Annotated in this window: 2 protein-coding genes (1 of these 2 only partly in view); both read left to right on the top strand. The window is 72.1% G+C overall.

Features of this window, described 5'->3' with window-relative positions:
• Positions 1 to 133 precede the first annotated feature (133 nt).
• Complete coding sequence (locus HFP48_RS18865; protein ID WP_168579862.1) at positions 134 to 20,923, top strand: non-ribosomal peptide synthase/polyketide synthase; 20,790 nt, start codon at positions 134 to 136, stop codon at positions 20,921 to 20,923.
• Between the two features lie 144 nt (positions 20,924 to 21,067).
• Positions 21,068 to 24,459: the start of a non-ribosomal peptide synthase/polyketide synthase gene (locus tag HFP48_RS18860; protein WP_168579861.1), read on the top strand. Its footprint extends 26,155 nt past the window's final position; the window shows 3,392 of its 29,547 coding nt (coding positions 1–3,392); its start codon is at positions 21,068 to 21,070; its stop codon lies beyond the right edge, outside the window.

Below are 24,459 nucleotides of genomic sequence, written 5' to 3'. Positions count from 1 at the left end.
CGCGGCGTTCGCGCCGTTGTCCGCCGTGTAACGCTCCTCCCCTGAACTGCAGATATACCTGAGCACGGTGCTCGCCCGGGCCACCGGGCGCGACGGTCGGGCCTGCGTCCGACGGTGAGAGAGAGGTTGGGGTTTGGACTCGCTGGGTGTCGGCGGATCGGGTGCGACGAACACGAACGCGGCGAACGTGCCGGACGGTGCCTTCCCCCTCTCCCCGGCGCAGCTCGGGATGTGGTTCGCGCAACACGTCGATCCTTCCGTGCCCGCGAACATCGCCCAGTACGTCGAGCTCGTCGGCGACCTCGATGTCGACCTGCTCCGGGAGTCCAGCGCCCGCGCCGCCCTCGAGATGGGGTCCGGCTTCCTGCGCTTCCTCGAGGTCGACGCGCAGCCCTACCAGCTGGTCGATCCCAGCCTCGAGGCGCCGCTCGGGTTCGTCGACCTGCGGGCGGCGGAGAACCCTCGCGAGGCCGCGCTCGAATGGATGCGCGCCGACCGCAGCACGCCGGTCGACGTGCTCAAGGACCGGCTCATCGTGGCCACCGTCCTGCAGATCGGCGAGCGCCGCTACTTCTGGTACAACCGCGTCCACCACCTCGCCCTGGACGGTTTCGGTGCCGCCACCTTCATGACGCGCATCGCGGAGCTCTACACCGCCGCCGTCGAAGGCGCCGAGCCCAGCCCCAACAAGGCCTCGGACGTGCGCACCGTGTACGAGGCCGAGATCGCGTACCGGAACTCACCCCGGTTCCACACCGACCGCGAGTACTGGTCGACGGTCATCGAGGGCATCGAGGAACCCACCAGCCTGGCCGGCCGCACCGCCCCGCCGGCCCCCGTCAGCCGGATCGACAGCGCCGCCCTCGGCGACCGCGTCGAGCGGCTCGTCGACAGCTTCACCGAACGCGAGAACACCAGCCTCGCGACCGCGGTCATCGCCGCCTTCGCCGCCTACATGGCCCAGATGACCGGCCGCACCGACGTCGTGCTCAGCCTGCCCGTCGCCGCGCGGACCACCGCGGTGCTGCGCCGGTCCGGCAGCATGGTCTCCAACGTAGTGCCGTTGCGGCTCGACGTGGACTCCGGCACCACCGTGCGGCAGCTCGTGGAGGCGGCCACCGCCGCGGTCTCCGGTGCGCTGCGGCACCAGCGGTACCGCCACGAGGACATCGTCCGCGACGCCGGCAACGCGGCCGGCGGCCGTTCGACGTTCTTCGGGCCGTGGATCAACATCATGCTTTTCGACAACGAGGTCCGCCTCGGCGACATGGTGGGACGGATCAACATCCTGTCCACCGGTCTCATCGAGGACCTCGGCGTCAACGTCTACAAGAGCGGCGGCACGCACACCCACATCGACTTCGAGTCCAACCCCAACCTCTACGGCGCGCAGGAGTCCCGTGCGCACCACTCCCGGTTCGTGGAGTTCTTCGACCGGTTCGTCGCCTCCGATCCCGACCGGCGCGTCTGGGACCTGCCCCTCGGAACGGGCACCGAGACCGCCCAGGTGCTCACCGAGTGGAACCGCACCGAGCACCCCCTCGACCACCGCACGCTGCTGGAGGCGTTCGAGGAGCAGGTGGCGCGCACACCGGACGCCCCGGCCCTCGTGTACGAGGGCGAGAGCCTGACGTACGCCGAGTTCGACGCCCGCGCGAACGCGCTCGCGCGGCTGCTCGTCGCCCGCGGCGTGGGACCCGAGTCCCTGGTCGGGCTGTCGGTGCGGCGCTCCCTGGAACTGCTCGTCGGCATGTACGCGATCGTCAAGGCCGGCGGCGCCTGGGTGCCGATCGACCCGGACCATCCCGCGGACCGGACCGCCTACATCCTCGAGACGGCCCGGCCCGTCTGCGTGGTCACGACCGCGCGCGACGAGGTGGACCTGCCTGCCGGCCTCGACGTGGTCGAGATCGACCGCCTCGACCTCACCGGCCTGGACACGCCCCCGCTCGCCGACGCCGACCGGCTCGCGCCGGTGCGCCTCGACACCACCGCCTACGTCATCTTCACCTCCGGCTCCACGGGGCGGCCCAAGGGCGTCGCCGTCACCCACCGGGCGATCGACAACCAGATCCGGTGGATGAACGACCAGTACGCGCTGTCGGCGTCCGACGTATACCTGCAGAAGACCGCGACGACGTTCGACGTGTCGCTGTGGGGCTTCTTCATGCCGCTGCGCGTCGGTGCGACCCTGGTCGTCGCCACCCCGGACGGCCACCGCGACCCGATGTACGTGGCCGACAAGATCGCCGAGCACGGCGTCACCGTCACCGACTTCGTCCCGTCGATGCTCACCGTGTTCGTCGCCAATGCCCGCCCCGGCTCGTGCGACACGCTGCGGCACGTGTTCGTGATCGGCGAGGCCCTGCCGGCGGAGACGGCCGCGGCGTTCGCCCAGTTGTGCAACGCGCAGCTGCACAACCTCTACGGACCCACCGAGGCCGCGGTCTCGATCACCTACCACCGCGCCGGACCCGAGGACGTGACCACCGTCCCGATCGGCGTGCCGCAGTGGAACAGCCGCGCCTACGTCCTCGACCACCGGCTGCGCCCTGTGCCGCCCGGCCGGCCCGGCGAGCTGTATCTCGCCGGTGTCCAGCTCGCGCGCGGTTACCTGAGCCGCCCCGACCTCACCGCCGACCGGTTCCTCGCCGATCCGTTCGGTGCGCCCGGCGACCGGATGTACCGCACCGGCGACCTCGTGCTGTGGCGCCTCGGCGCGGACGGTGGCGGATACCTCGACTACATCGGCCGCACCGACTTCCAGGTCAAGTTCCGCGGCCAGCGGATCGAGCTGGGCGAGATCGAGACGGTCCTGCTCGCCGCCCCGGAGGTGTCGCAGGCCGTCGTGCTCGTGGTGCCCACGGCGACGGGCGACCAGCTCGTCGGCTACCTCGTCGCCGCCCCCGGGCACGCGATCGACGCCGAGGCGCTGACCGAGGCGCTCGGGCGGGCGCTCCCGTCGTACATGGTGCCGGCCTCGCTGATGGTGCTCGAGGCGTTCCCGCTCAACACCAGCGGCAAGCTCGACCGCAAGGCCCTGCCCGAGCCGGTGTTCAACAGCGCCCGCATGTTCCGGGCGCCGCGCACCGCCGCCGAACGGATCGTGGCCGAGACGTTCTCCGAGGTCCTCGGAGTCGCCGAGGTCGGGCTCGACGACGACTTCTTCGAACTCGGCGGCAACTCGCTCGTCGCCACTCAGCTGGTCTCCCGGATCGGCTCCGCACTCGACACCCAGGTGCCGGTGCGGGTGCTGTTCGAGTCGTCCACCGTCGTGGGTCTCGCCGCCCGGGTGGCGCGCCAGTCCGGGTCCGGGGCCCGCCGGCCGCTCGTGGCGGGCTCGCGGCCGGACGTGCTGCCGCTCTCGACGGCGCAGCAGCGGATCTGGTTCCTCAACCGGTTCGACGTCGGCACCGCCGCCTACAACCTGCCCTTCACGGTGCGGCTGACCGGTCCGCTCGATCCCGCTGCCCTCGACGCCGCCTTCGGCGACGTCGTCGCCCGGCACGAGACGCTGCGCACCGTCTACCCGGCGGTCGACGGCGAACCGCAGCAGGTGATCCTGCCGGTCGAACACGTCGACAGCCGTGTGCCCGTCCTCGACATCGCCGCGTCCGATCTGCTCGCCCGGGTCGTGGCGCTGGCCGAGCGCGGATTCGACGTCACCGTCGACCTGCCGTTCCGGATCGCGCTGTATCGCCTGGCGGACGACGAGTTCGTCCTGGCGATGGTGCTGCACCACATCGCCGCGGACGGATCGTCCTTCGAGCCGCTCGTGCGCGACATCGTGGCCGCGTACGCGGCGCGGGCCGCCGGCTCCGAACCGGCCTGGTCCCCGCTGCCGGTGCAGTACGCCGACTACGCGCTGTGGCAGCGCGATGTGCTCGGTCTCGAATCCGACCCGGACTCGATCTCTGCGCAGCAGATCGCCTACTGGACCCGCGAACTCGAGGGCATCCCGGATCAGCTCGACCTGCCCGCGGACCGGCCCCGCCCGGCGGTCGCCTCCTACCGGGGCGGCAAGCGCCGCTTCGGGATCTCGCCCGAGACCCACCGGGGGCTGGCCGAGGTGGCCCGCTCGCATCAGGCGTCGCTGTTCATGGTGATGCACTCCGCCTACGCCGTGCTCCTGTCGAGGCTGAGCGGATCCGACGACATCACCGTCGGCAGCGTCGTCGCCGGCCGCGGCGATCGTCTCCTCGACGACCTGATCGGCATGTTCGTCAACACGCTGGTGCTGCGCACCCGGGTCGATCCGGGGGCGCGCTTCGAGGAACTCCTCGACCGGGTCCGCGACTCCGACCTGAGCGCCTTCTCCAACGCGGACGTCCCGTTCGAGCGGCTCGTGGAGGTCCTCAAGCCGCCCCGTTCCACGGCCCGTCACCCGCTGTTCCAGGCCGCGCTCGCCGTGGAATCTCCGGGCACGCGCGACATCTCGTTCTCCGGCGTGCGCGCCACCGCGGCCGAGCTGGACGTACCGATCGCGAAGTTCGACCTGCAGCTGTGGCTCGTCGAGCGCACCGACGACGCGGGCCGCCCGGCCGGTGTCGACGCCGTGTTCGAGTACGCGACCGACCTGTTCGACGCCGACACCGTCGACGTCTTCGGGCAGCGTTTCGTGCGGATCCTCGAGGCGATCGTCGCCGACGCCGCCACGCCCGTCGGTGACATCGACATCCTTGCGCCCGAGGAGTCGGCGCGGCTCGCCTCGGTCCGTGGCCCCGGGCTCCACCGCAGCGAGCGGCCGCTCGTCGAGTTGCTCACGGCCGGTGCGGATCTCGCTCCCGACACGGTCGCCGTCCGGTGCGGCGACTCCGCTCTCACCTACCGCGAGCTCGACGAGTGGTCCAATCGTCTCGCGCGCGTCCTCATCGACAGTGGCGTCGGTCCCGAAACAATTGTGGCACTGGCATTCCCGCGTTCGGCGGAGATGGTGCACTGCGTGTGGGCCGTAGCCAAGACCGGCGCCGCGTACGTGCCGATCGATCCCGCGCACCCGATCGAGCGCATCCGGCACATCGTCGGGGACTCCGGCGCCGTGCTCGGCCTGACCACCGCCGGGCACCTGCCGGGGCTGCCCGCGGACTTCGACTGGAACGCCCTGGACGACGCCGAGACCGTCGCGGCGATCGCGCGGGCGTCCGCCGCGCCCGTCCGCGACGCGGACCGGCTCGCCTCGCTGCGCCTGGACCACGTCGCGTACATGATCTACACCTCGGGCTCGACGGGCCTGCCGAAGGGCGTCGCCGTGACCCACCACGGGCTCGCCGCGCTGGTCCAGGAGAGCGTCGAACTCTACGGCGTCACCGACCGGTCCCGGGTGCTGCACGTGTGCGCGCCCAGCTTCGACCCGTCGGTGCTCGAGTGGCTGATGGCCGGCGCCTCCGGCGCCGAGCTCGTGGTGACCCCCGCGAACGTGCTGGGCGGCACCGAACTGCACGACCTGATCAAGGCGCACGGGGTGACCCACGCCGTCATCACTCCCGCCGTGCTCGGTTCGGTCGACCCCCGCGACCTCGACACGTTGCGCGTCCTCAACGTCGGCGGCGACGTCTCCACCGGCGACCTGGTCGCCCGCTGGTCTCCGGGCCGCCGCTACTTCAATGCGTACGGCCCCACCGAGACCACGATCGTCACCACCCGTGGCGAACTGCGCCCCGGGGAGCCCATCACCATCGGCACGCCCGTCGCCGGCGTCGGTGCCCTGGTGCTCGACCCGCGTCTGCACCCCGTCCCGGTCGGCGTGTCCGGCGAGCTGTACCTGACCGGGGACGCCCTCGCCCGTGGCTACCACCGGCGACCGGCGCTGACGGCGGACCGCTTCGTCGCCTCCCCGTTCGGCGCGCCGGGCGAGCGCATGTACCGCACCGGGGACGTCGTGCGGTGGGACGACGAGGGCCGGCTGGTGTACGCCGGACGGACCGACTTCCAGGTCAAGGTCCGCGGTTACCGCATCGAGCTCGGTGAGATCGACGCCGCCTTCCTGTCCCACCCCGCCGTCGACTTCGCCACCACGATCGGGCACGAGACGCCCTCGGGCCAGACCACTCTCGTCACCTATGTCCACGGCGAGGCGGGCCTCGACAGCGACGAACTCACCGAGTACGTCGCCGGATTCCTGCCGTCCTACATGGTCCCCTCGGTGTGCGTCGTCCTCGACATCGTCCCCCTCACCCCGAACGGGAAGGTGGACCGCAAGGCACTGCCCGAGCCGGTGTTCGAGGCGCGGACCTTCCGCGCCCCCACCACGCCGATCGAGGAGATCGTCGCGGGCACGTTCGAGGACGTCCTCGGTATCGACCGCGTCGGACTGGACGACGACTTCTTCGAACTCGGCGGCAACTCGCTCGTCGCGACACAACTCGTGTCCCGGCTCGGCGCGGCCCTCGACACCCAGGTGCCCGTGCGCCTGCTGTTCGAGGCGTCGACCGTCGTCGCGCTGGCCGCGCGGGTCGAACACCGGGCCGGCGCCGGTCGGCGCATCCCGCTCGTGGCCCGGCCGCGCCCCGACCGGATCCCGCTGTCCCTGGCCCAGCAGCGCATGTGGTTCCTCAACCGATTCGAGCCCGAGTCGGCCACCTACAACCTGCCCTTCGCCCTGCGGCTGTCCGGTGAGCTCGACATCACCGCGCTGCAGGTCGCGATCATGGACGTCATCGACCGGCACGAGTCGCTTCGCACCGTCTACCCGGAAGGGCCGGACGGGCCGATGCAGGTCGTCACGGACGCCGCCACGGCGGTGCCCAACCTGACGCCCACGTTGATCACGGAAGAGGATCTGCAGCAGGAGATCTCGGCGCTGGCATCCACCGGGTTCGACGTGACCCGCGAGGTGCCCATCCGGGCCCACCTATTCGAGATCGGCCCGACCGAGCACGTGCTCGCGATCGTCATGCACCACATCTCCGCCGACGGCTGGTCGATGGGACCCGTCGCGCGCGACGTCATGGCCGCCTACGCCGCGCGCATCGAGTGGGAGCGCCCCGCGTGGCCGCCGCTGCCGGTGCAGTACGCGGACTATACGCTGTGGCAGCACGAACTGCTCGGCTCCGAGGGCGACCCGGAGTCGCTGATCGCCGATCAGCTCGCGTACTGGCGCAACACCCTCGCCGGGCTGCCCGACCAGCTCGACCTGCCGTCGGACCGGCCCCGGCCGGCACGGCAGTCGTTCCGCGGCGGGACCGAACGATTCGTCGTGTCCTCCGAGATCCACTCCGCGCTCGACGAGGTCGCGCGCCGGCAGGGCACCACCCTGTTCATGGTGGTGCACGCGGCGCTGTCGGTGCTGCTGGCGCGGTTGTCGGGCACCGACGACATCGCCATCGGCACCCCGGTGGCCGGCCGCGGCGAGCAGGAACTCGACAACGTGGTCGGCATGTTCGTCAACACCCTGGTGCTGCGCACCCAGGTGGACCCGAACCGGCCGTTCACCGAGCAGCTCGCCCGGGCCCGCGAGGCGGCGCTCGGGGCGTTCGCGCACGCGGACGTGCCGTTCGAGCGGCTGGTGGAGGTGCTCAATCCCGCCCGGTCGACGGCGCGGCACCCGCTGTTCCAGGTCATGCTGGCCTTCCAGAATCTCGGGTCGACCCACGTGGAGCTGCCCCGTCTCGTCCTGGAGACGCAGGCCATCGATACCTCGGTGGCGAAGTTCGACCTGCAGCTGACGCTGTCCGAGTCCTCGGACGACGGCCGCGCCGACGGGCTCGTCGCCGAGATCACCTATGCGACGGATCTTTTCGATGCGTCGACGGTGGCGGGGTTCGCGGCGCGGTTCGTGCGGGTGCTCGAGGAGGTGGTGGCGGATCCGTCGGTGGCGGTGGGCGACCTGGAGATCCTCGAGCCGGCGGAGCGGTCGCGGGTGCTCGAGGTGTGGAACGACACGGCACATCCGGTGCCGTCGGCGACGTTGGTGGGGTTGTTCGAGGAGCGGGTGCGCCGGTCGCCGGAGGCGGTGGCGGTGGTGTTCGGGGACGAGTCGCTGACGTACGGCGAGTTCGCCGGGCGGGTGCGCCGGTTGGCGCGGCATCTGGTGTCGGTGGGGGTGGGGCCGGAGTCGCTGGTGGGGTTGGCGATGCGCCGGTCGGTGGATCTGCTGGTGGGGATGTACGCGGTCGTGGAGGCCGGGGGCGGGTATGTGCCGGTGGATCCGGATCAGCCGGCGGAGCGCAACGGCTACATCCTCGAGGTGGCGGAACCGGTGGTGGTGCTGACCACGACGCGGGACGGGTTCGAGGCGCCGGCGGAGTCGTCGGTGCGTGTGCTGGCGGTCGACGCGGTGGACGTCGCGGCGCTGTCGGATGCGCCGTTGACCGATGCGGACCGGACGGCGCCGTTGCGGCCGTCGAACACGGCGTATGTGATCTTCACGTCGGGGTCGACGGGCCGGCCGAAGGGTGTGGGCGTCTCGCATGCGGCGATCGTCAATCGTCTGGTGTGGATGCAGGGGCGGTACGGGCTGACCGCCGAGGATGTGGTGTTGCAGAAGACGCCGTTCACGTTCGATGTGTCGGTGTGGGAGTTCTTCTGGCCGTTGCAGGTCGGGGCGCGGCTGGTGGTGGCGGCGCCGGACGGCCATCGTGACCCGGGGTATCTCGCTGCGGTCATGCGCGCACGGTCGGTGACGGTCGCGCACTTCGTGCCGTCGATGCTGGCGGTGTTCGTCGCGGAGTCCGCGGTCGGCGGGATCTCGTCGTTGCGGTACGTCTTCGCGTCGGGTGAGGCCCTCGCCGCCGCCGTCGCCGCCCGGGTGCGGTCGGTGCTGCCGGGTGTGAGCGTGCACAACCTGTACGGGCCGACCGAGGCCGCGGTGGACGTGACGTTCCACGAGGTGACCGACGCGGACGTGGTGTCGGTGCCGATCGGTGCGCCGGTGTGGAACACGCGGGTGTACGTGCTCGACGCCCGGCTGCGCCCGGTCCCGGTGGGGGTGGCCGGGGAGCTGTACCTGGCGGGGGTGCAGCTGGCCCGCGGCTACGTCGGTCGGGCGGACCTGACGGCCGACCGGTTCGTCGCATCGCCGTTCGGCGCGCCCGGGGAGCGGTTGTACCGCACGGGCGACCTGGTGACGTGGACCGAGGGCGGGGAACTCGAGTACATCGGGCGTACGGACTTCCAGGTCAAGCTGCGCGGCCTGCGCATCGAGCTGGGCGAGATCGAGGCGGCGCTGCTGCACGTGCCGGCGGTGGAGCAGGCAGTGGTACTGGTCCGGTCGGATCAGCTGGTGGGGTACGTCGTGCCGGCCGCCGGTGCCGTGTTCGACGAGGGCGCGGCCCGGTCGGCGGTGGGGCAGATGCTCCCGTCGTACATGGTGCCGTCGGCGTTCGTGGAACTGGAGGCGCTGCCGCTGAACGCGTCGGGCAAGCTGGACCGTAAGGCGTTGCCGGAGCCGGTGTTCGAGGTCAAGGCGTTCCGGGCCGCGACGACTCCGGTGGAGGAGATCGTGGCGGGTGTGTTCGCCGAGGTGCTCGGTCTCGACCGGGTGGGCGTCGACGACGACTTCTTCGCCCTCGGCGGCAACTCGCTGATCGCCACGCAGGTGGTCTCGCGGATCGGTGCGGCGCTCGATGCGTCGGTGCCGCTGCGGCTGCTGTTCGAGAACTCGACCGTCGAGACGTTGGCCGCCCGGATCGACGGTCACGACGGCCCGGAGCGACGGGCCCCGCTGGTGCCGCAGCCCCGGCCCGAGCGGGTGCCGCTGTCGCTGGCCCAGCAGCGCATGTGGTTCCTCAACCGGTTCGATCCCGACTCGACGGCGAACAACATCCCCGTCGCCGTCCGCATGTCCGGCCGGCTCGACGTCCCGGCGCTCGAGGAAGCGGTGTGTGACGTCCTCGCCCGCCACGAGTCGCTGCGCACCGTCTACCCCGACCTCGACGGGTACGGCTACCAGAAGGTGCTCGCCCCGTCCGAGGTTCGCGTCTCGCTCGAGCCCGTGCGGATCGAGCCGGCGCAGCTCCCCGGCGAGCTGCGGGCGCTGGCGGCCACCCACTTCGACGTGTCCACCGACGTCCCGATCGTCGTGCGCCTGCTGTGCCTGAGTCCCGAGGAGCACGTGCTCGTCGCGGTCATGCACCATATCGCCGGCGACGGCTTCTCGATGGGGCCGCTCACCCGCGACATCATGGTCGCCTACGCGGCCCGGTCGCTCGGCAACGAGCCCGCCTGGGAGCCGCTGGAGATCCAGTACGCCGACTACACCCTGTGGCAGCGCGACGTGCTCGGCTCCGAGGGCGACCCGGACTCCGTCGTCACCCGTCAGCTCGAGTACTGGAAGCAGGCGCTCGACGGATTGCCGGACGGGCTCGACCTGCCGACCGACCGGCCGCGGCCCGGGGTCGCGACGAATCGTGGTGCGACACATCGCCTCACCATCGACGAGTCGCTGCACGCCGCGCTCGGCCGGCTCGCCGGGGAACAGCGCGCGACGGTGTTCATGGTGGTCCACGCGACCCTGGCGCTGCTGCTGGCCCGCCTCGGCACGTCCCGGGACATCGCCGTCGGCACCCCGGTGGCCGGCCGCGGGGAACGCTCGCTCGACAACCTGATCGGCATGTTCGTCAACACCCTGGTGCTGCGCACCGAGGTGGACACTGCCGACACCTTCGCCGAACTGCTCGCCCGGGTGCGCGAGGTCGACCTCGGGGCCTTCGCGCACGCCGAGGTGCCGTTCGAGCGTCTCGTGGACGTGCTCGCGCCGGAACGCACCCAGGCCCGGACTCCGCTGTTCCAGGTCATGCTGGCGTTCCAGAACATCGGCGACGTGGCCCTGGAACTGCCGGGGCTGTCCGTCGCGCAGCTGCCCCTCGACGCGGGCGTGTCGAAGTTCGACCTCATGGTCACGATCCTCGAGGGTCAGGCGGCCGGCACCGACGCGGGCGACCTCGCCGTCGAGATCTCCTACGCCACCGACCTGTTCGACGCCCCGACCGTGGCCGCCGTCGGCGACCGGTTCGTCCGGCTGCTGCGGCTGGTGACCGAGCAGCCCGACGTGCCGGTCGGCGACCTGCCGATGCTGCCGGGCGCGGAACTCGACGCGGTCGAGCAGCTCGCGCGGGGGCCCCGCCGCACGCTCGACTGCGGGGCCACGCTGGTCGATCTCCTCGCCCAGCAGGCGGCCCGCACCCCCGACGCCGTGGCGATCGAGTCGGGTGAGTCGGCGCTGACCTACCGCGAGTTCGGCTCCCGGGTCAACGCGCTGGCGCGGTATCTCGTCGCGCGCGGCGCGGGACCGGACACGGTGGTCGCGGTGGCCGCCGGCCGCTCCACGGAGATGCTCGTGGCGATCCACGCGGTCCTCGCCGCCGGGGCCGCTTACGTCCCGCTCGACCCGGACCAGCCGGCGGACCGGATCACGTACGTCCTCGAATCCGCCTCGCCCGTCCTGGTTCTCACCAGGTCCGGGCGGGACCGCCTGCCCGGTGCGGACGCGGTGCCGGTCGTGGCGCTCGACGAGGCCGACACCGCGCCGTACGGCGACGCGCCGCTGACCGACGCCGACCGGCTCGCGCCGCTGCGGCCGCAGCATCTCGCGTACGTGCTCTACACGTCCGGCTCCACCGGTCGGCCGAAGGGCGTGGCCGTGCCGCACGCCGCCGTGGTCAACCAGTTGCTGTGGATGCGGGACCGGTTCGGCCCGACGGCCGGCGACGTCCTGCTGCTCAAGACCCCCGCCACCTTCGACGCCTCGGTGTGGGAGATCTTCCTGCCCCCGCTGGTGGGGGCGCGGATCGTGGTGGGTGCGCCCGACCTGCACCGCGACCCCGCCGGAATGGCGGCGGCGATCGCGCGTCACGCCGTCACGGTGGCCCAGTTCGTGCCCGCCGTCTTCGACGCGGTCCTCGAACACCTCGACCGGACGACCGCCGCGTCCCTGACCCAGGTCTTCTGCGGCGGCGAGAGCCTTCCGGCCGAAACCGTCGCACGGTTCCGCGCACTGAACGACGCGCCCGTCCACAACCTGTACGGACCCACCGAGACGACGATCCAGACCGTCCACCGCACGGCGGGTGCCGACGACGCCGGGGCGGTGCCGATCGGTACGCCGGTGTGGAACACCGACGCGCTCGTGCTCGACGAACGGTTGCACCCCGTGCCCGTCGGCGTCGCCGGCGAGCTCTATCTCACCGGTGTCCAGCTGGCCCGCGGCTATCACGGCCGCGCGGATCTGACGGCCGAGCGGTTCGTCGCGAACCCCTGGGCCGCCGGCGAGCGGATGTACCGCACCGGCGACCTCGCGCGGTGGACCGCCGCGGGCGAGCTCGACTACCTGGGCCGCACGGACCTGCAGGTCAAGCTACGCGGGCTGCGCATCGAACTCGGGGAGGTCGAGTCGCAGCTCGCCGCCCTCGACGAGGTGCGCCAGGCCGTCGCCGTGGTGCGCGAGGACCCGCGCTTCGGGCCGCAGCTGGTCGGCTACGTCGTCCCCGAGCCGGGTGCGGAGTTCGATCCCGCGAAGGCGAAGGACGCGCTCGCGGCCACGCTGCCGTCGTACATGGTGCCCTCCGCGTTCGTCGCACTGGACGCTTTCCCGCTGAACGCCAGCGGCAAGATCGACCGGCGCGCGCTGCCGGCCCCCACCTTCGAGGTGCGCACCTTCACCCCGCCGCGGACCCCGGTCGAGGAGATCGTCGCGGGCGTGTTCGCCCAGGTACTGGGCGTGCCGCGGGTCGGCCGCGACGACGACTTCTTCGACCTCGGTGGCAACTCGCTCGTCGCGACGCAGGTCGCGGCCCGCCTCAGCGAGGCGCTCGACGCGTCGATCCCGGTGCGGGCCCTGTTCGATGCCCCGACCGTCGAGGCCCTCGCGGTGCGGGCCGAGCAGGAGGCCGGCGCCGGCCGCCGCACGCCGCTGGTCCCGTACGAGCGGCCCGAGCGCATCCCGCTCTCGCCGGCGCAGCAGCGCATGTGGTTCCTCAACCGCTTCGACCCCGAGTCGGCGGTGAACAACGTGCCGATCGGCGTGCGCTTCACCGGCGCCCTCGACGTGCCCGCGCTGCGCGGGGCGATACGGGACCTGACCGAGCGCCACGAGGTGCTGCGCACCGTCTACCCCGACGTGGACGGCACCGGCTACCAGCAGATCCTGCCGGAGTCCCCGGTGCGGCTCGTGATCGAACGCATCGACGCGCAGGCCCTGCCGGACCGCGCCCGCGAACTGGTGACGCGCGGATTCGACGTCACCACCGAGGTGCCCTTCCGCGCGGTGGTCTTCGAGCTGAGCCGGACCGAGCATGTGCTGCTGTTCGTCGCCCATCACATCGCCACGGACGGGTTCTCGGTGCGTCCGCTCGCCCGCGACGTGATGGTCGCCTACGCGGCCCGCACCCGCGGTGAGCTGCCCGGCTGGGCACCGCTCGAGATCCAGTACGCGGACTACGCCCTGTGGCAGCGCGACGTGCTCGGCTCCGAGGACGAACCGGGATCCGTGGCCGCCGAGCAGGTGGAGTTCTGGAAGCGCACCCTCGCCGCCCTGCCCGACCAGCTCGACCTGCCCTCCGATCGCGTCCGTCCCGAGCGGGCCTCCGGGCACGGCCGCACCAGCCGCTTCCGCGTCGAGGAGGCGCTCCACGACCGCCTGCAGAACCTCGCGCACGAGAAGAACACGTCGCTGTTCATGGTCGTGCACGCGGCGCTCGCGGTGCTGCTGGCCCGGTTGTCCGCGACCGAGGACATCGCGATCGGCACGCCGGTCGCCGGTCGCGGCGAGGCCGCCCTCGACGACCTCGTCGGCATGTTCGTCAACACCCTCGTCCTGCGCACCGACGTGCGGGGCGGGCAGTCCTTCGCGGACCTGCTGAGCGCGGTGCGCGAGAACGACCTCGATGCCTTCGCGCACGCGGACGTGCCGTTCGAACGGCTGGTGGAGATCCTCGATCCGGAACGCTCCCAGGCCCGGCACCCGCTGTTCCAGGTGGCGCTGACCTTCCAGAACATCGGACAGGCCGAGTTCGAACTCGACGGCCTCGCTCTGGAGGCGCTCGACTACGACCCGCCCACGGCGAAGTTCGATCTGCAGTTCACCTTCTCGGAGCAGGTGGCCCCGGACGGCTCGGCCGCCGGCATCGATGCCGCCGTGACCTACGCCACCGACCTGTTCGACGAGCTGCGGGTCGCCGCGTTCGCCGAGCAGCTGCTGCGGATCCTGCGGGCCGTGGCGGCCGACGCGTCGGTCGCGGTCGGTGACATCGAGATCGTCGACGAGTTCGAGCGCGAGCTCGTGGTCTCCCGGTGGAACTCGCTGGGCGACGACGTCGCCCCGGCGGACGTGACGCTGGTGGACATGTTCGAGGCGCGCGTCGCCGCCGCACCCGGCGACATCGCGGTGCGGTTCGGCGACGAGGCGCTCACCTACGCCGAGTTCGCCTCCCGGGCGCGGCGACTGGCCCGGCACCTGATCTCCGTGGGTGTGGGTCCGGAGTCGCTCGTGGCGGTCGCGCTGCCGCGGTCGCTGGATCTGGTGGTCGCGCTCGTCGCGGTGCTCGAGGCCGGCGGCGGGTATCTGCCGGTGGACCCGAACTACCCGGCCGACCGGATCGAGTTCATGCTCACCGACGCCGCGCCGGCCGCGGTGCTCACCCTCTCCGGCACGGGGGTCGACGTGCCCACCGCGGTGCCGGTGGTCGAGCTCGACACCGTCGACCTGTCGGGGGTGGACGACGCGCCGATCCGCGACGAGGAGCGCACCGCGCCGCTCGACGCCACGAACCTCGCGTACGTCATCTACACCTCCGGGTCCACGGGCCGGCCGAAGGGCGTGCTGATCCCGCACCGGAACGTGGTGCGGCTGATGGTCAACACCGAGTCGGTCTACGGTTTCGGCCCGTCGGACGTGTGGACGATGTTCCACTCGTACGCGTTCGACTTCTCGGTGTGGGAGCTGTGGGGTCCGCTGCTGTACGGCGGCACCCTCGTCGTCGTGGACTGGTTCACCTCGCGCTCGCCGGAGGCGTTCCGCGAGTTGCTCGTTCGCGAGGGTGTGACGGTGCTGAATCAGACGCCGTCGGCGTTCTACCAGCTCGCCGAGGCGGACCGCACGGCCGGCGGGACCGGTGGCGAGCTGGCCCTGCGGTACGTGATCTTCGGTGGTGAGGCGCTCGAGCCGCGCCGCCTGGAGGGCTGGTTCGCCCGGCACGGGGACACCTCGCCGCGGCTGGTGAACATGTACGGCATCACCGAGACCACGGTGCACGTGTCGTACCGGGAGATCGGTGCGGACCTGGCCGAGGCCGGTTCGGCGAGCATCGTGGGCGTGCCGATCGCGGGCCTGCGGGTCTACGTCCTCGACACCCGTCTCAACCCCGTCCCGGTGGGCGTGGCCGGTGAGATGTACGTCGGCGGCGGGCAGCTGGCCCGCGGATACCTGGGCCGTCCGGACCTGTCCGCGGCCCGGTTCGTGGCCGATCCGTTCTCCGCCGACGGCGGATTGCTCTATCGCACCGGCGATGTGGCGCGCTGGGCGGTCTCGGGTGACCTCGAGTACCTCGGCCGCGCGGACGACCAGGTCAAGATCCGTGGCTTCCGGATCGAGCTCGGCGAGGTCGAGTCGGCCGTGCTGGCCCAGCAGCCGGTCGGGCAGGCCGCGGTGATCGTGCGCGAGGACGCCCCCGGGGCGGCGCGGATCGTCGCGTACGTGGTGCCGGCGGACGGCGCGACCGTCGACGTCGAGGAACTGCGCGCCGGGGTGGGCGCGCTGGTGCCGGAGTACATGGTGCCGTCGGCGTTCGTGGTGATCGACGCGATTCCGTTGACGGTCAACGGCAAGCTCGACCGCCGGGCGCTGCCGGAACCGGTGTTCGAGACCCGGGTCTTCCGGGCGCCGTCGACCCCGGTCGAGGAGATCGTCGCCGGCACGTTCGCCGAGGTGCTCGGCGTCGAGCGGGTGGGTGCGGACGACGACTTCTTCGAGCTCGGCGGCAACTCGCTGATCGCCACGCAGGTCGTCTCGCGGCTCGGGGCGGCGCTCGACACGCAGGTTCCGGTGCGGACCCTGTTCGAGGCGTCGACCGTCGCCGCGCTCGCGGCGCGGGTCGAGCAGGACGCCACCGGCGGCGGCCGGGTGCCGCTGACGGCGCGGACGCGTCCGGAACGCATCCCGCTCTCGCCGGCGCAGCAGCGCATGTGGTTCCTCAACCGCTTCGACCCGGAGTCGACGGCCTACAACATCCCGATGGCCCTGCGGCTGACCGGTGACCTCGACGTCGCCGCGCTGCGCGCCGCCGTGGCCGACCTGGTGGCCCGCCACGAGACGCTGCGGACCGTGTACCCGGAGACGAACTCCGGTCCGGTGCAGGAGATCCGGCCCGCCACCGCGGTGCCGATCGGTCTCGAGCCGGTCGACGTCCCGGCGGCCGAGCTGGAGTCGCGGCTGCGCGCACTCGCGTCGACCGGCTTCGACGTCACCCGCGAGATCCCGCTGCGGATCGCGCTGCTGCGCCTCGGGCCCGCCGAATACGTCCTGGTCACCGTGGTGCACCACATCGCCGCCGACGGCTCGTCGATGGTCCCGATGGTCCGCGACGTGATGACCGCGTACGCCGCCCGGGCCGCCGGCACCGAACCGGCGTGGGCGCCGCTCGAGCTGCAGTACGCGGACTACGCGCTGTGGCAGCGGGAACTGCTCGGCTCCGAGGACGACCCCGAGTCGCTCGCCGCCCGGCAGCTCGACCACTGGCGGACCGCGCTCGCCGACCTGCCGGACCAGCTCGACCTGCCCACCGACCGGCCGCGTCCGGCGCAGCAGTCGTTCCGCGGCGACCGGGTCGAGTTCACCGTGGACGCGGACGTGCACGCCGCGTTGCGCGATCTCGCCCGCGCCCGCAACGCGACCGTGTTCATGGCGATGCACGCCGCGTTCGCCACGCTGCTCGCCCGCCTGTCCGGATCCGCCGACATCGCGGTGGGCACGCCCATCGCCGGCCGCGGCGAGGCCGCCGTCGAGAACCTGATCGGCATGTTCGTCAACACGCTGGTCTTCCGGCTCTCCGTCGACGGCGGCCGCTCGTTCGACGAACTGCTCGCGGCGGCCCGCGAAACCGACCTGCAGGCGTTCGCGCATGCGGACGTGCCGTTCGAGCGGCTCGTGGAGGTGCTCAACCCGGCTCGCTCGACCGCGCGGCACCCGCTGTTCCAGGTGGGCTTCTCGTTCCAGAACCAGCAGCGCACCGCACTGGAACTGGCGGGCCTGACCGTCGCGCCGATCGACCTCGAGGGCGGCACGTCGCAGTTCGACCTGCACCTGATCGTCAGCGACCGGTACGACGAGCAGGGCGCCCCGTCGGGGATGGACGCGATCCTGACGTTCGCCACCGACCTGTTCGACGAGTCCACCGCCCGTGCCGTGGCCGAGCGCTTCCAGCAGTTGCTCCGTGCACTCGTGCAGGCGCCGGACGTGCCGGTGGGTGACCACCCGTTGCTGCTCGCGCGCGAACAGCACGACGTCCTGACGGCGTGGAACGACACCGTCCACGAGACCGGCACGGCCGCAACGCTCGTCGACCTGTTCGACGAGCAGGTGCGCCGGGATCCCGGCGCGGTCGCACTGGTGTACGAGGGCGTTGCCGTCACATACGGCGAGTTCGGCGCCCGAGTCCACCGCCTCGCCCGGCACCTGATCGCCCTGGGCGTGGGCCCGGAGGATCGGGTGGCGCTCGTCGCGCGACGCTCGCCGGAACTCGTGGTCGGCATGTACGCGATCGCCACGGCCGGCGCCGCGTATGTGCCCCTCGATCCGGATCAGCCGGCCGAGCGCAACGCCTACATCCTCGACACCGCCGCCCCCACCTGTGTGGTCACGGTCGCGGCGGACCGGTTCGACGTGCCCGGCGTGCCGGTGGTCGAACTCGACCGCGTGGACCTGTCCGGGCTGCCGGACGCGCCGGTGACGGCGGCGGAGCGCCGCGCGCCGCTGCGCGCCGCGAACACCGCGTACGTGATCTTCACGTCCGGGTCGACGGGCCGGCCCAAGGGGGTGGCGGTTCCGCACTCCGCCGTCGTCAACCAGATGCTGTGGAAGCGGGACGCGTTCGACCTCGGACCGGACGACGCGGTGCTGCTCAAGACCGTCGCCACGTTCGACCTGTCGGTGTGGGAGTTCTGGTCGGCGCTCACCTCCGGCGCGCGCCTGGTGATCGCCACCGCCGACGGGCACCGCGATCCCGACTACCTGCTGCGGCTGCTGCGCGACGAGCGCGTCACCACGCTGCACTCGGTGCCGTCGATGCTCTCGATGCTCATGACCGCCGCCGGCGGGGAGGTCGCATCGTCGCTGCGCCGCGTGCTCGCCATCGGCGAGGCGCTGCCGGCGGCCACTGCGCAGCAGTTCCGCGCGGACAACGCGGCGGTCCTGTTCAACCTGTACGGGCCGACCGAGGCCGCCGTGTCCGTCACCGTGCACGAGACCGACGACGCCGACACCACGGTCGTGCCGATCGGTGTGCCCGAGTGGAACACCCGGGTCCACGTGCTCGACGCGCGCCTGCGTCCGGTGCCGGTCGGGGTCGCCGGCGAGCTGTACCTGGCCGGTGCCCAGCTGGCGCGCGGCTACCACGGCCGTCCCGACCTGACCGCCGACCGGTTCGTCGCCGACCCGTTCGGCGGGGGCCGGATGTACCGCACGGGCGACATCGTGCACTGGAACCGCGGCGGCGAACTGGTCTACCGCGACCGCGCCGACTTCCAGGTCAAGGTGCGCGGCTACCGCATCGAACTCGGTGAGATCGAGTCGGTGCTGCGCGCCCGCGCCGAGGTGCGGGACGTCGCCGTCCTCGTCCGCAACGACCCGCACGTCGGAGATCGGCTGGTGGCCTACGTGGTTCCGGCCGGTGGTGCCGAACTCGACGCCGCCGCGACGAAGACCGCGCTGGCGCAGGCGCTTCCGTCGTACATGGTGCCGTCGGTGTTCGTCGTCCTCGAGGCACTGCCGCTGAACACCAACGGCAAGCTCGACCGCAGGGCACTGCCCGAACCGGAGTTCGAGGCCGGGCAGTTCCGGGCCCCCACCACCCCGGTGGAGGAGATCGTCGCCGGCATCCTCGCCGAGGTTCTCGGCCTCGAACGCGCCGGCCTCGACGACGACTTCTTCGAGCTCGGCGGCAACTCCCTGCTCGCGACGCAGCTGGCCTCCCGGCTCGGCGCCGCGCTCGACACCCGGGTGTCGGTGCGGACCGTGTTCGAGGCGTCGACCGTCGCGGCGCTGGCGGGGCGGATCCAGCCGTCCGTCGGCCGCGGCGCCCGGCCGCCGCTGGTGCCGGAGCCGCGGCCCGACCGGGTTCCGCTCTCGCTCGCGCAGCAGCGGATGTGGACCCTCAACCAGGTGGATCCGGGATCGGGGGCCTACAACATCCCCGTCGCGGTGCGGCTCAGCGGCTCCCTCGACGTCGACGCGTTGCGCGCCGCCGTCGCCGACGTGATCGCCCGGCACGAGGTGCTGCGCACGGTGTACCCGGACACGGAGGACGGCCCGGTCCAGGTGGTGCTCCCGACGGCGCAGGCGCTGCCGGACCTGTCCCCGGTGCCCGTGCCCGAGAGCGAGATCGTCGACCGGCTCACCGGCGTCCTCGGCGCCGGCTTCGACGTGACGGCACCGACCCCGCCGGTGCGGGCGCGATTGTTCCGCGTCGCCGACGACGAGCACGTGCTCGCCCTGGTGGCCCACCACATCAGCGCCGACGGCTACTCGATGCGGCCGCTCGTGCGCGACGTGATGGTCGCGTACGCCGCCCGCGCCGAGGCCCAGGTGCCCGGATGGGCGGAGCTGCCGGTCCAGTACGCCGACTACACGCTGTGGCAGCAGCGGGTGCTCGGCGACCCGGACGACCCGGACAGCGAGCTGTCCCGCCAGCTCGGGTACTGGACCGCCGAGCTGGCCGGCAGCCCCGAGCTGCTCGCGCTGCCGACCGATCGGCCGCGGCCGGCGCGGCAGTCGACCCAGGGCGACGCGGTGGCGTTCACCATCGGTGAGGCGCTCGCGCAGCGCATCGAGAAGACCGCCCGCGAACACAACGCGACGGTGTTCATGGTCGTGCACGCCGCCCTCGCGGTGCTCCTGTCGCGGCTCGCGTCCGCCGAGGACGTCGCGGTCGGTACCCCGACCGCCGGCCGCGCCGAGGAAGCTCTCGACGACCTGGTGGGCATGTTCGTCAACACGCTGGTGCTGCGCACCCGCGTGGCCGGCGGGGACACGTTCGCCGACCTGCTCGCCCAGGCGAAGGAGAAGGACCTGGCGGCGTTCGGCAACGCCGACGTGCCGTTCGAGCGGCTCGTCGACGCCGTCGGCCGTAAGCGGTCGAGCTCGTACACGCCGCTGTTCCAGGTGATGCTCACGTTCCAGAACATCGAGACCGGAACGCTGGAGCTGCCCGGACTGGCGGTCACCCCGCTCGAGGCGGGTGCCCATCAGGCGAAGTTCGACCTGCAGTGCACCTTCGTCGAGCAGTTCGCGCCCGGCGGTGGCCTCGGCGGCCTCGACGTGATCTTCACCTACGCGACCGCGCTGTTCGACCGGGAGACGGTCGAGCTGTTCGCCGAGCGGTTCACCCGCGTCCTGGACGCGGTGACGTCGGACCCCCAGGTGCGGCTGCGCGCGATCGACATCCTCACCGAGGCCGAACGGGCCCGCGTGGCCGCGCCGCGCAAGCCCCGGACCGTGGCGGACCTGCCGGACCTGGTCGCCGCCGCCGCCGAGACCGCCCCCGACACGGTGGCGCTCAGCCACGGCGGCCGGGACGTCACCTTCGGGGAGTTCGCGCAGAAACTGGCCGCGACGGCGACCGCGACGGGCGGGGCACTCACCGCGGAGGCGCTCGTGCCCGTGGTGTTGAACACCCTCATCCCCGGAGTCCTGCCCGCGCTGGGCGCCGACGGGTTCGCCGAACTGGTCCGATCCGTGCTCGCGGCGGCCGACGAGATCACCGGTAGGGGGCTCTGACCTGGGCGCTTCGTTTGCTGTCGGTCCGACCGGGATAATCGAACATCGACTGTCGTCCGACCCCGTGGGCACCGAGGTGGCCGCGGGGTCGACGGAGCGCGCACGACTGTGTGCGACACGCAGAGGTATCGGAGGATGAAGTAGATGGCTGAAGGCACGTCGGGCAAGCAGGCGCTGACGATCGCAGACCTGCCCCGGTTGCTGGCCGGAGTCGTGGACCGCGAGCCCGACCGCGTCGCCCTCGCCCACGGTGACACGCAGCTGACCTACAGCCGGCTCCAGCAGGAGATCGCCACCCTCGACGCCGCGATGGGGGGCGTGCTCGGTATCGAAGCGCTGGTCCCGGTCGTGCTGTCCAACCTCGCGCCCGCGCTTCTCGCCGACGGTGGGCTGCCCGCCGTGCTCGACTTGCTCCTCGCCGACGCCGCGTCCGTCCTCGGCGACGCGGCGGCCGCCCCCGCCGGCCCCGACCTCGGCACCCTCGCGGGCCGCTTCGACGCCCAGGTCGAGGCGACCCCGGACGCGGTCGCCCTCGAGTTCGACGGCGAGACCCTGACCTACGCGGAGTTCGACGCCCGCGTCAACCGGCTCGCGCGGCACCTGATCGGGCTCGGCGTGGGCCCGGACGCGCGCGTCGGCCTGTCGATGCGGCGGTCCTTCGACCTGCTCGTCGGCATGTACGCGATCGTCAAGGCCGGCGGGGCCTACGTGCCGCTGGACCCGGATCACCCCGCCGACCGCATCGCCTACGTCCTCGACACCGCGGAACCCGTCGCGGTGGTCACCACCGCCCGCGACCGGGTGGATCTGCCCGGATCGGTGCCCGTGGTGCTCGTCGACACCCTCGACCTCGCGGACGTATCCGCGGACCCGGTGCGCGACGACGAGCGGCTCGGCCCCCTGACCGCCGACAGTCTCGCGTACGTCATCTTCACCTCCGGCTCCACCGGCCGCCCGAAGGGCGTCGCGGTCGAGCACCGGGCCATCGTCGCGAACATCGCCTGGCGACAGGCCGAGTACGGGCTGCGCGGCGACGACGTCGTGCTGCAGAAGACGCCGTTCACGTTCGACGTGTCGGTGTGGGAGTTCTTCTGGCCGCTGCAGGTAGGGGCGCGCCTGTCGATCGCGAGGCCCGACGGCCACCGCGACCCCGCCTACCTCGCGCAGACCATGATCGAGCGCCGGGTCACGGTCGCCCACTTCGTCCCGTCCATGCTCGCGGTCTACCTCGCCGAGCCCACCGCCGCGGCCGTCACCTCGCTGCGGTATGTCTTCGCCTCGGGCGAGGCGCTGCCCGCGCAGACCGTCGCCCGATTCCACCGGATCTCCACGGCCGGGCTGCACAACCTGTACGGCCCGACCGAGGCCGCGGTCGACGTCACCTACTACGCGACCCACGGCGACGACGCGGTCGTCCCCATCGGTGCGGCCGTCGCCGACACCGACCTCTACGTCCTCGACGAGGGCCTGCGACCCGTTCCGCAGGGTGTCGAGGGAGAGCTGTACCTCGCGGGCATCCAGCTCGCGCGCGGCTACCTGCGCCGACCCGACCTGACCGCGGACCGCTTCGTCGCCGACCCGTTCGGTGCGCCCGGCGACCGCATGTACCGCACCGGTGACCTGGTCAGGTGGAACGCCGAGGGCCTGATCGAGTACGTCGGCCGCACCGACTTCCAGGTCAAGCTGCGCGGCCTGCGCATCGAGCTCGGCGAGATCGAATCCGCCCTGCTCGACCATCCCGGGGTCCGGCAGGCGGTCGTCGTCGTGCACTCCGACGAGACGCTCGGCGACCACCTCGTCGGCTACCTCGTCACCGACGGCGAACCGATCGACCGCACCGAACTGGCCGCGGCCGTGCGCCGGCGGCTGCCGGACTACATGGTGCCGTCGCTGTTCGTCGAGATGACCGAGTTCCCTCTCAACGCGTCGGGCAAGCTCGAGCGCAGGGCCCTGCCCGAGCCCGACTTCAGTTCTCTGGCAACCGAATACCGCGCACCGAGCACCCCCACCGAGGAGACGGTCGTCGCGGCCTTCGAGAGCGTGCTCGGCGTCGAGCGTCTCGGCGTCGACGACGACTTCTTCGCCCTGGGCGGCAACTCGCTGAGTGCGACGCGCGTCGTGGCACGTATCAACGCCGACCACAAGGTCCGCATCGACGTGCGGGAGTTCTTCGACGCCCCGACCGCCGCGCAGCTCGCCACGCTCGTCGACACGGCGATGGCCGCCGGCGACTCCCACCGGCCTCCGCTGGTGCCGCAGGTGCGGCCGGAGCGGGTGCCGCTGTCGCTGGCGCAGCGGCGGATGTGGTTCCTCAACCGCCTCGATCCCGGCTCGGCGGTCAACAACATCACGGTCGCACTGCGGCTGTCCGGGACGCTCGACGTCGACGCGCTCCGGGCGGCCGTGTCGGACGTGGTCGCGCGGCACGAGGTGCTGCGCACCGTCTACCCGGAGACGGAGGGGGTCGGCTACCAGCAGGTGCTGCCGGCCTCCGGCGTGGAACTGGACCTCACGCCGGCGAGGGTGACCGAGTCCGAGATCGTGTCGACGGTGGCGGGCACCGTCGCGTCCGGGTTCGACGTCACGACCGAGGTGCCCGTTCGCGTCCGTCTGCTGCAGGTCTCGGACACCGAGCACGTGCTGGTGCTCGTGGTGCACCACATCGCAGCGGACGGCTTCTCGATGGGTCCGCTCACGCGGGACGTGATGGTCGCCTACGACGCCCGTACCCGGCACGAGGCACCCGCCTGGGAGCCGTTGGCCGTGCAGTACGCCGACTACGCCATCTGGCAGCGGCAGGCCCTCGGTTCGGAGGACGATCCGCAGTCGGTCGTCACGCAGCAGATCGAGTACTGGGCGCGCCGTCTCGACGGTGTGCCCGAGCGGCTGGACCTGCCGACCGACCGGCCCCGGCCCGTCGTCGCCACCAACCGTGCCTCGGTGCACGCCTTCACCGTCGACGAATCGGTGCACCGGGGTCTCGTCCGGCTGGCGCAGGACACCCGGACGACGCCGTTCATGGTGGTGCACGCCGCCCTGGCGGCCGTCCTCAGCCGCCTGTCGGGCTCGGCGGACGTCACCATCGGCACGCCGATCGCCGGTCGCGGTGAGCAGGAACTCGACGACCTGATCGGCATGTTCGTCAACACCCTGGTGCTGCGCACCGAGGTCGCGCCGGGCGAGCCCTTCACCCGGCTCCTGGCGCGCGTGCGCGAGTCCGACCTCGCGGCGTTCGGGCACGCGGACGTCCCGTTCGAGCGGCTCGTGGAGGTGCTCGATCCGGTCCGGTCGCAGTCCCATCACCCGCTGTTCCAGGTGATGCTCGCGTTCCAGAATCTCGAACAGACCACCCTCGAGCTCGGCGACCTCGCGATCAGCCCGGTCACCGCGAATCTCGAACAGTCCCAGTACGATCTGTCGTTCATCTTCGTTGAAACGGTCGACGAGGACGGCGAGCCGGGTGGCCTCGCCTGCGACCTGCGGTACGCCACCGATCTGTTCGACGAGGCGACGATCGCCTCGTTCGTGCGGCGGTT

Origin of the sequence: Rhodococcus sp. DMU1, from assembly GCF_012272955.1 — a bacterium.
GTDB lineage: Bacteria > Actinomycetota > Actinomycetes > Mycobacteriales > Mycobacteriaceae > Rhodococcus > Rhodococcus aetherivorans.
This window is presented reverse-complemented; position numbering and strand designations above follow the sequence as displayed.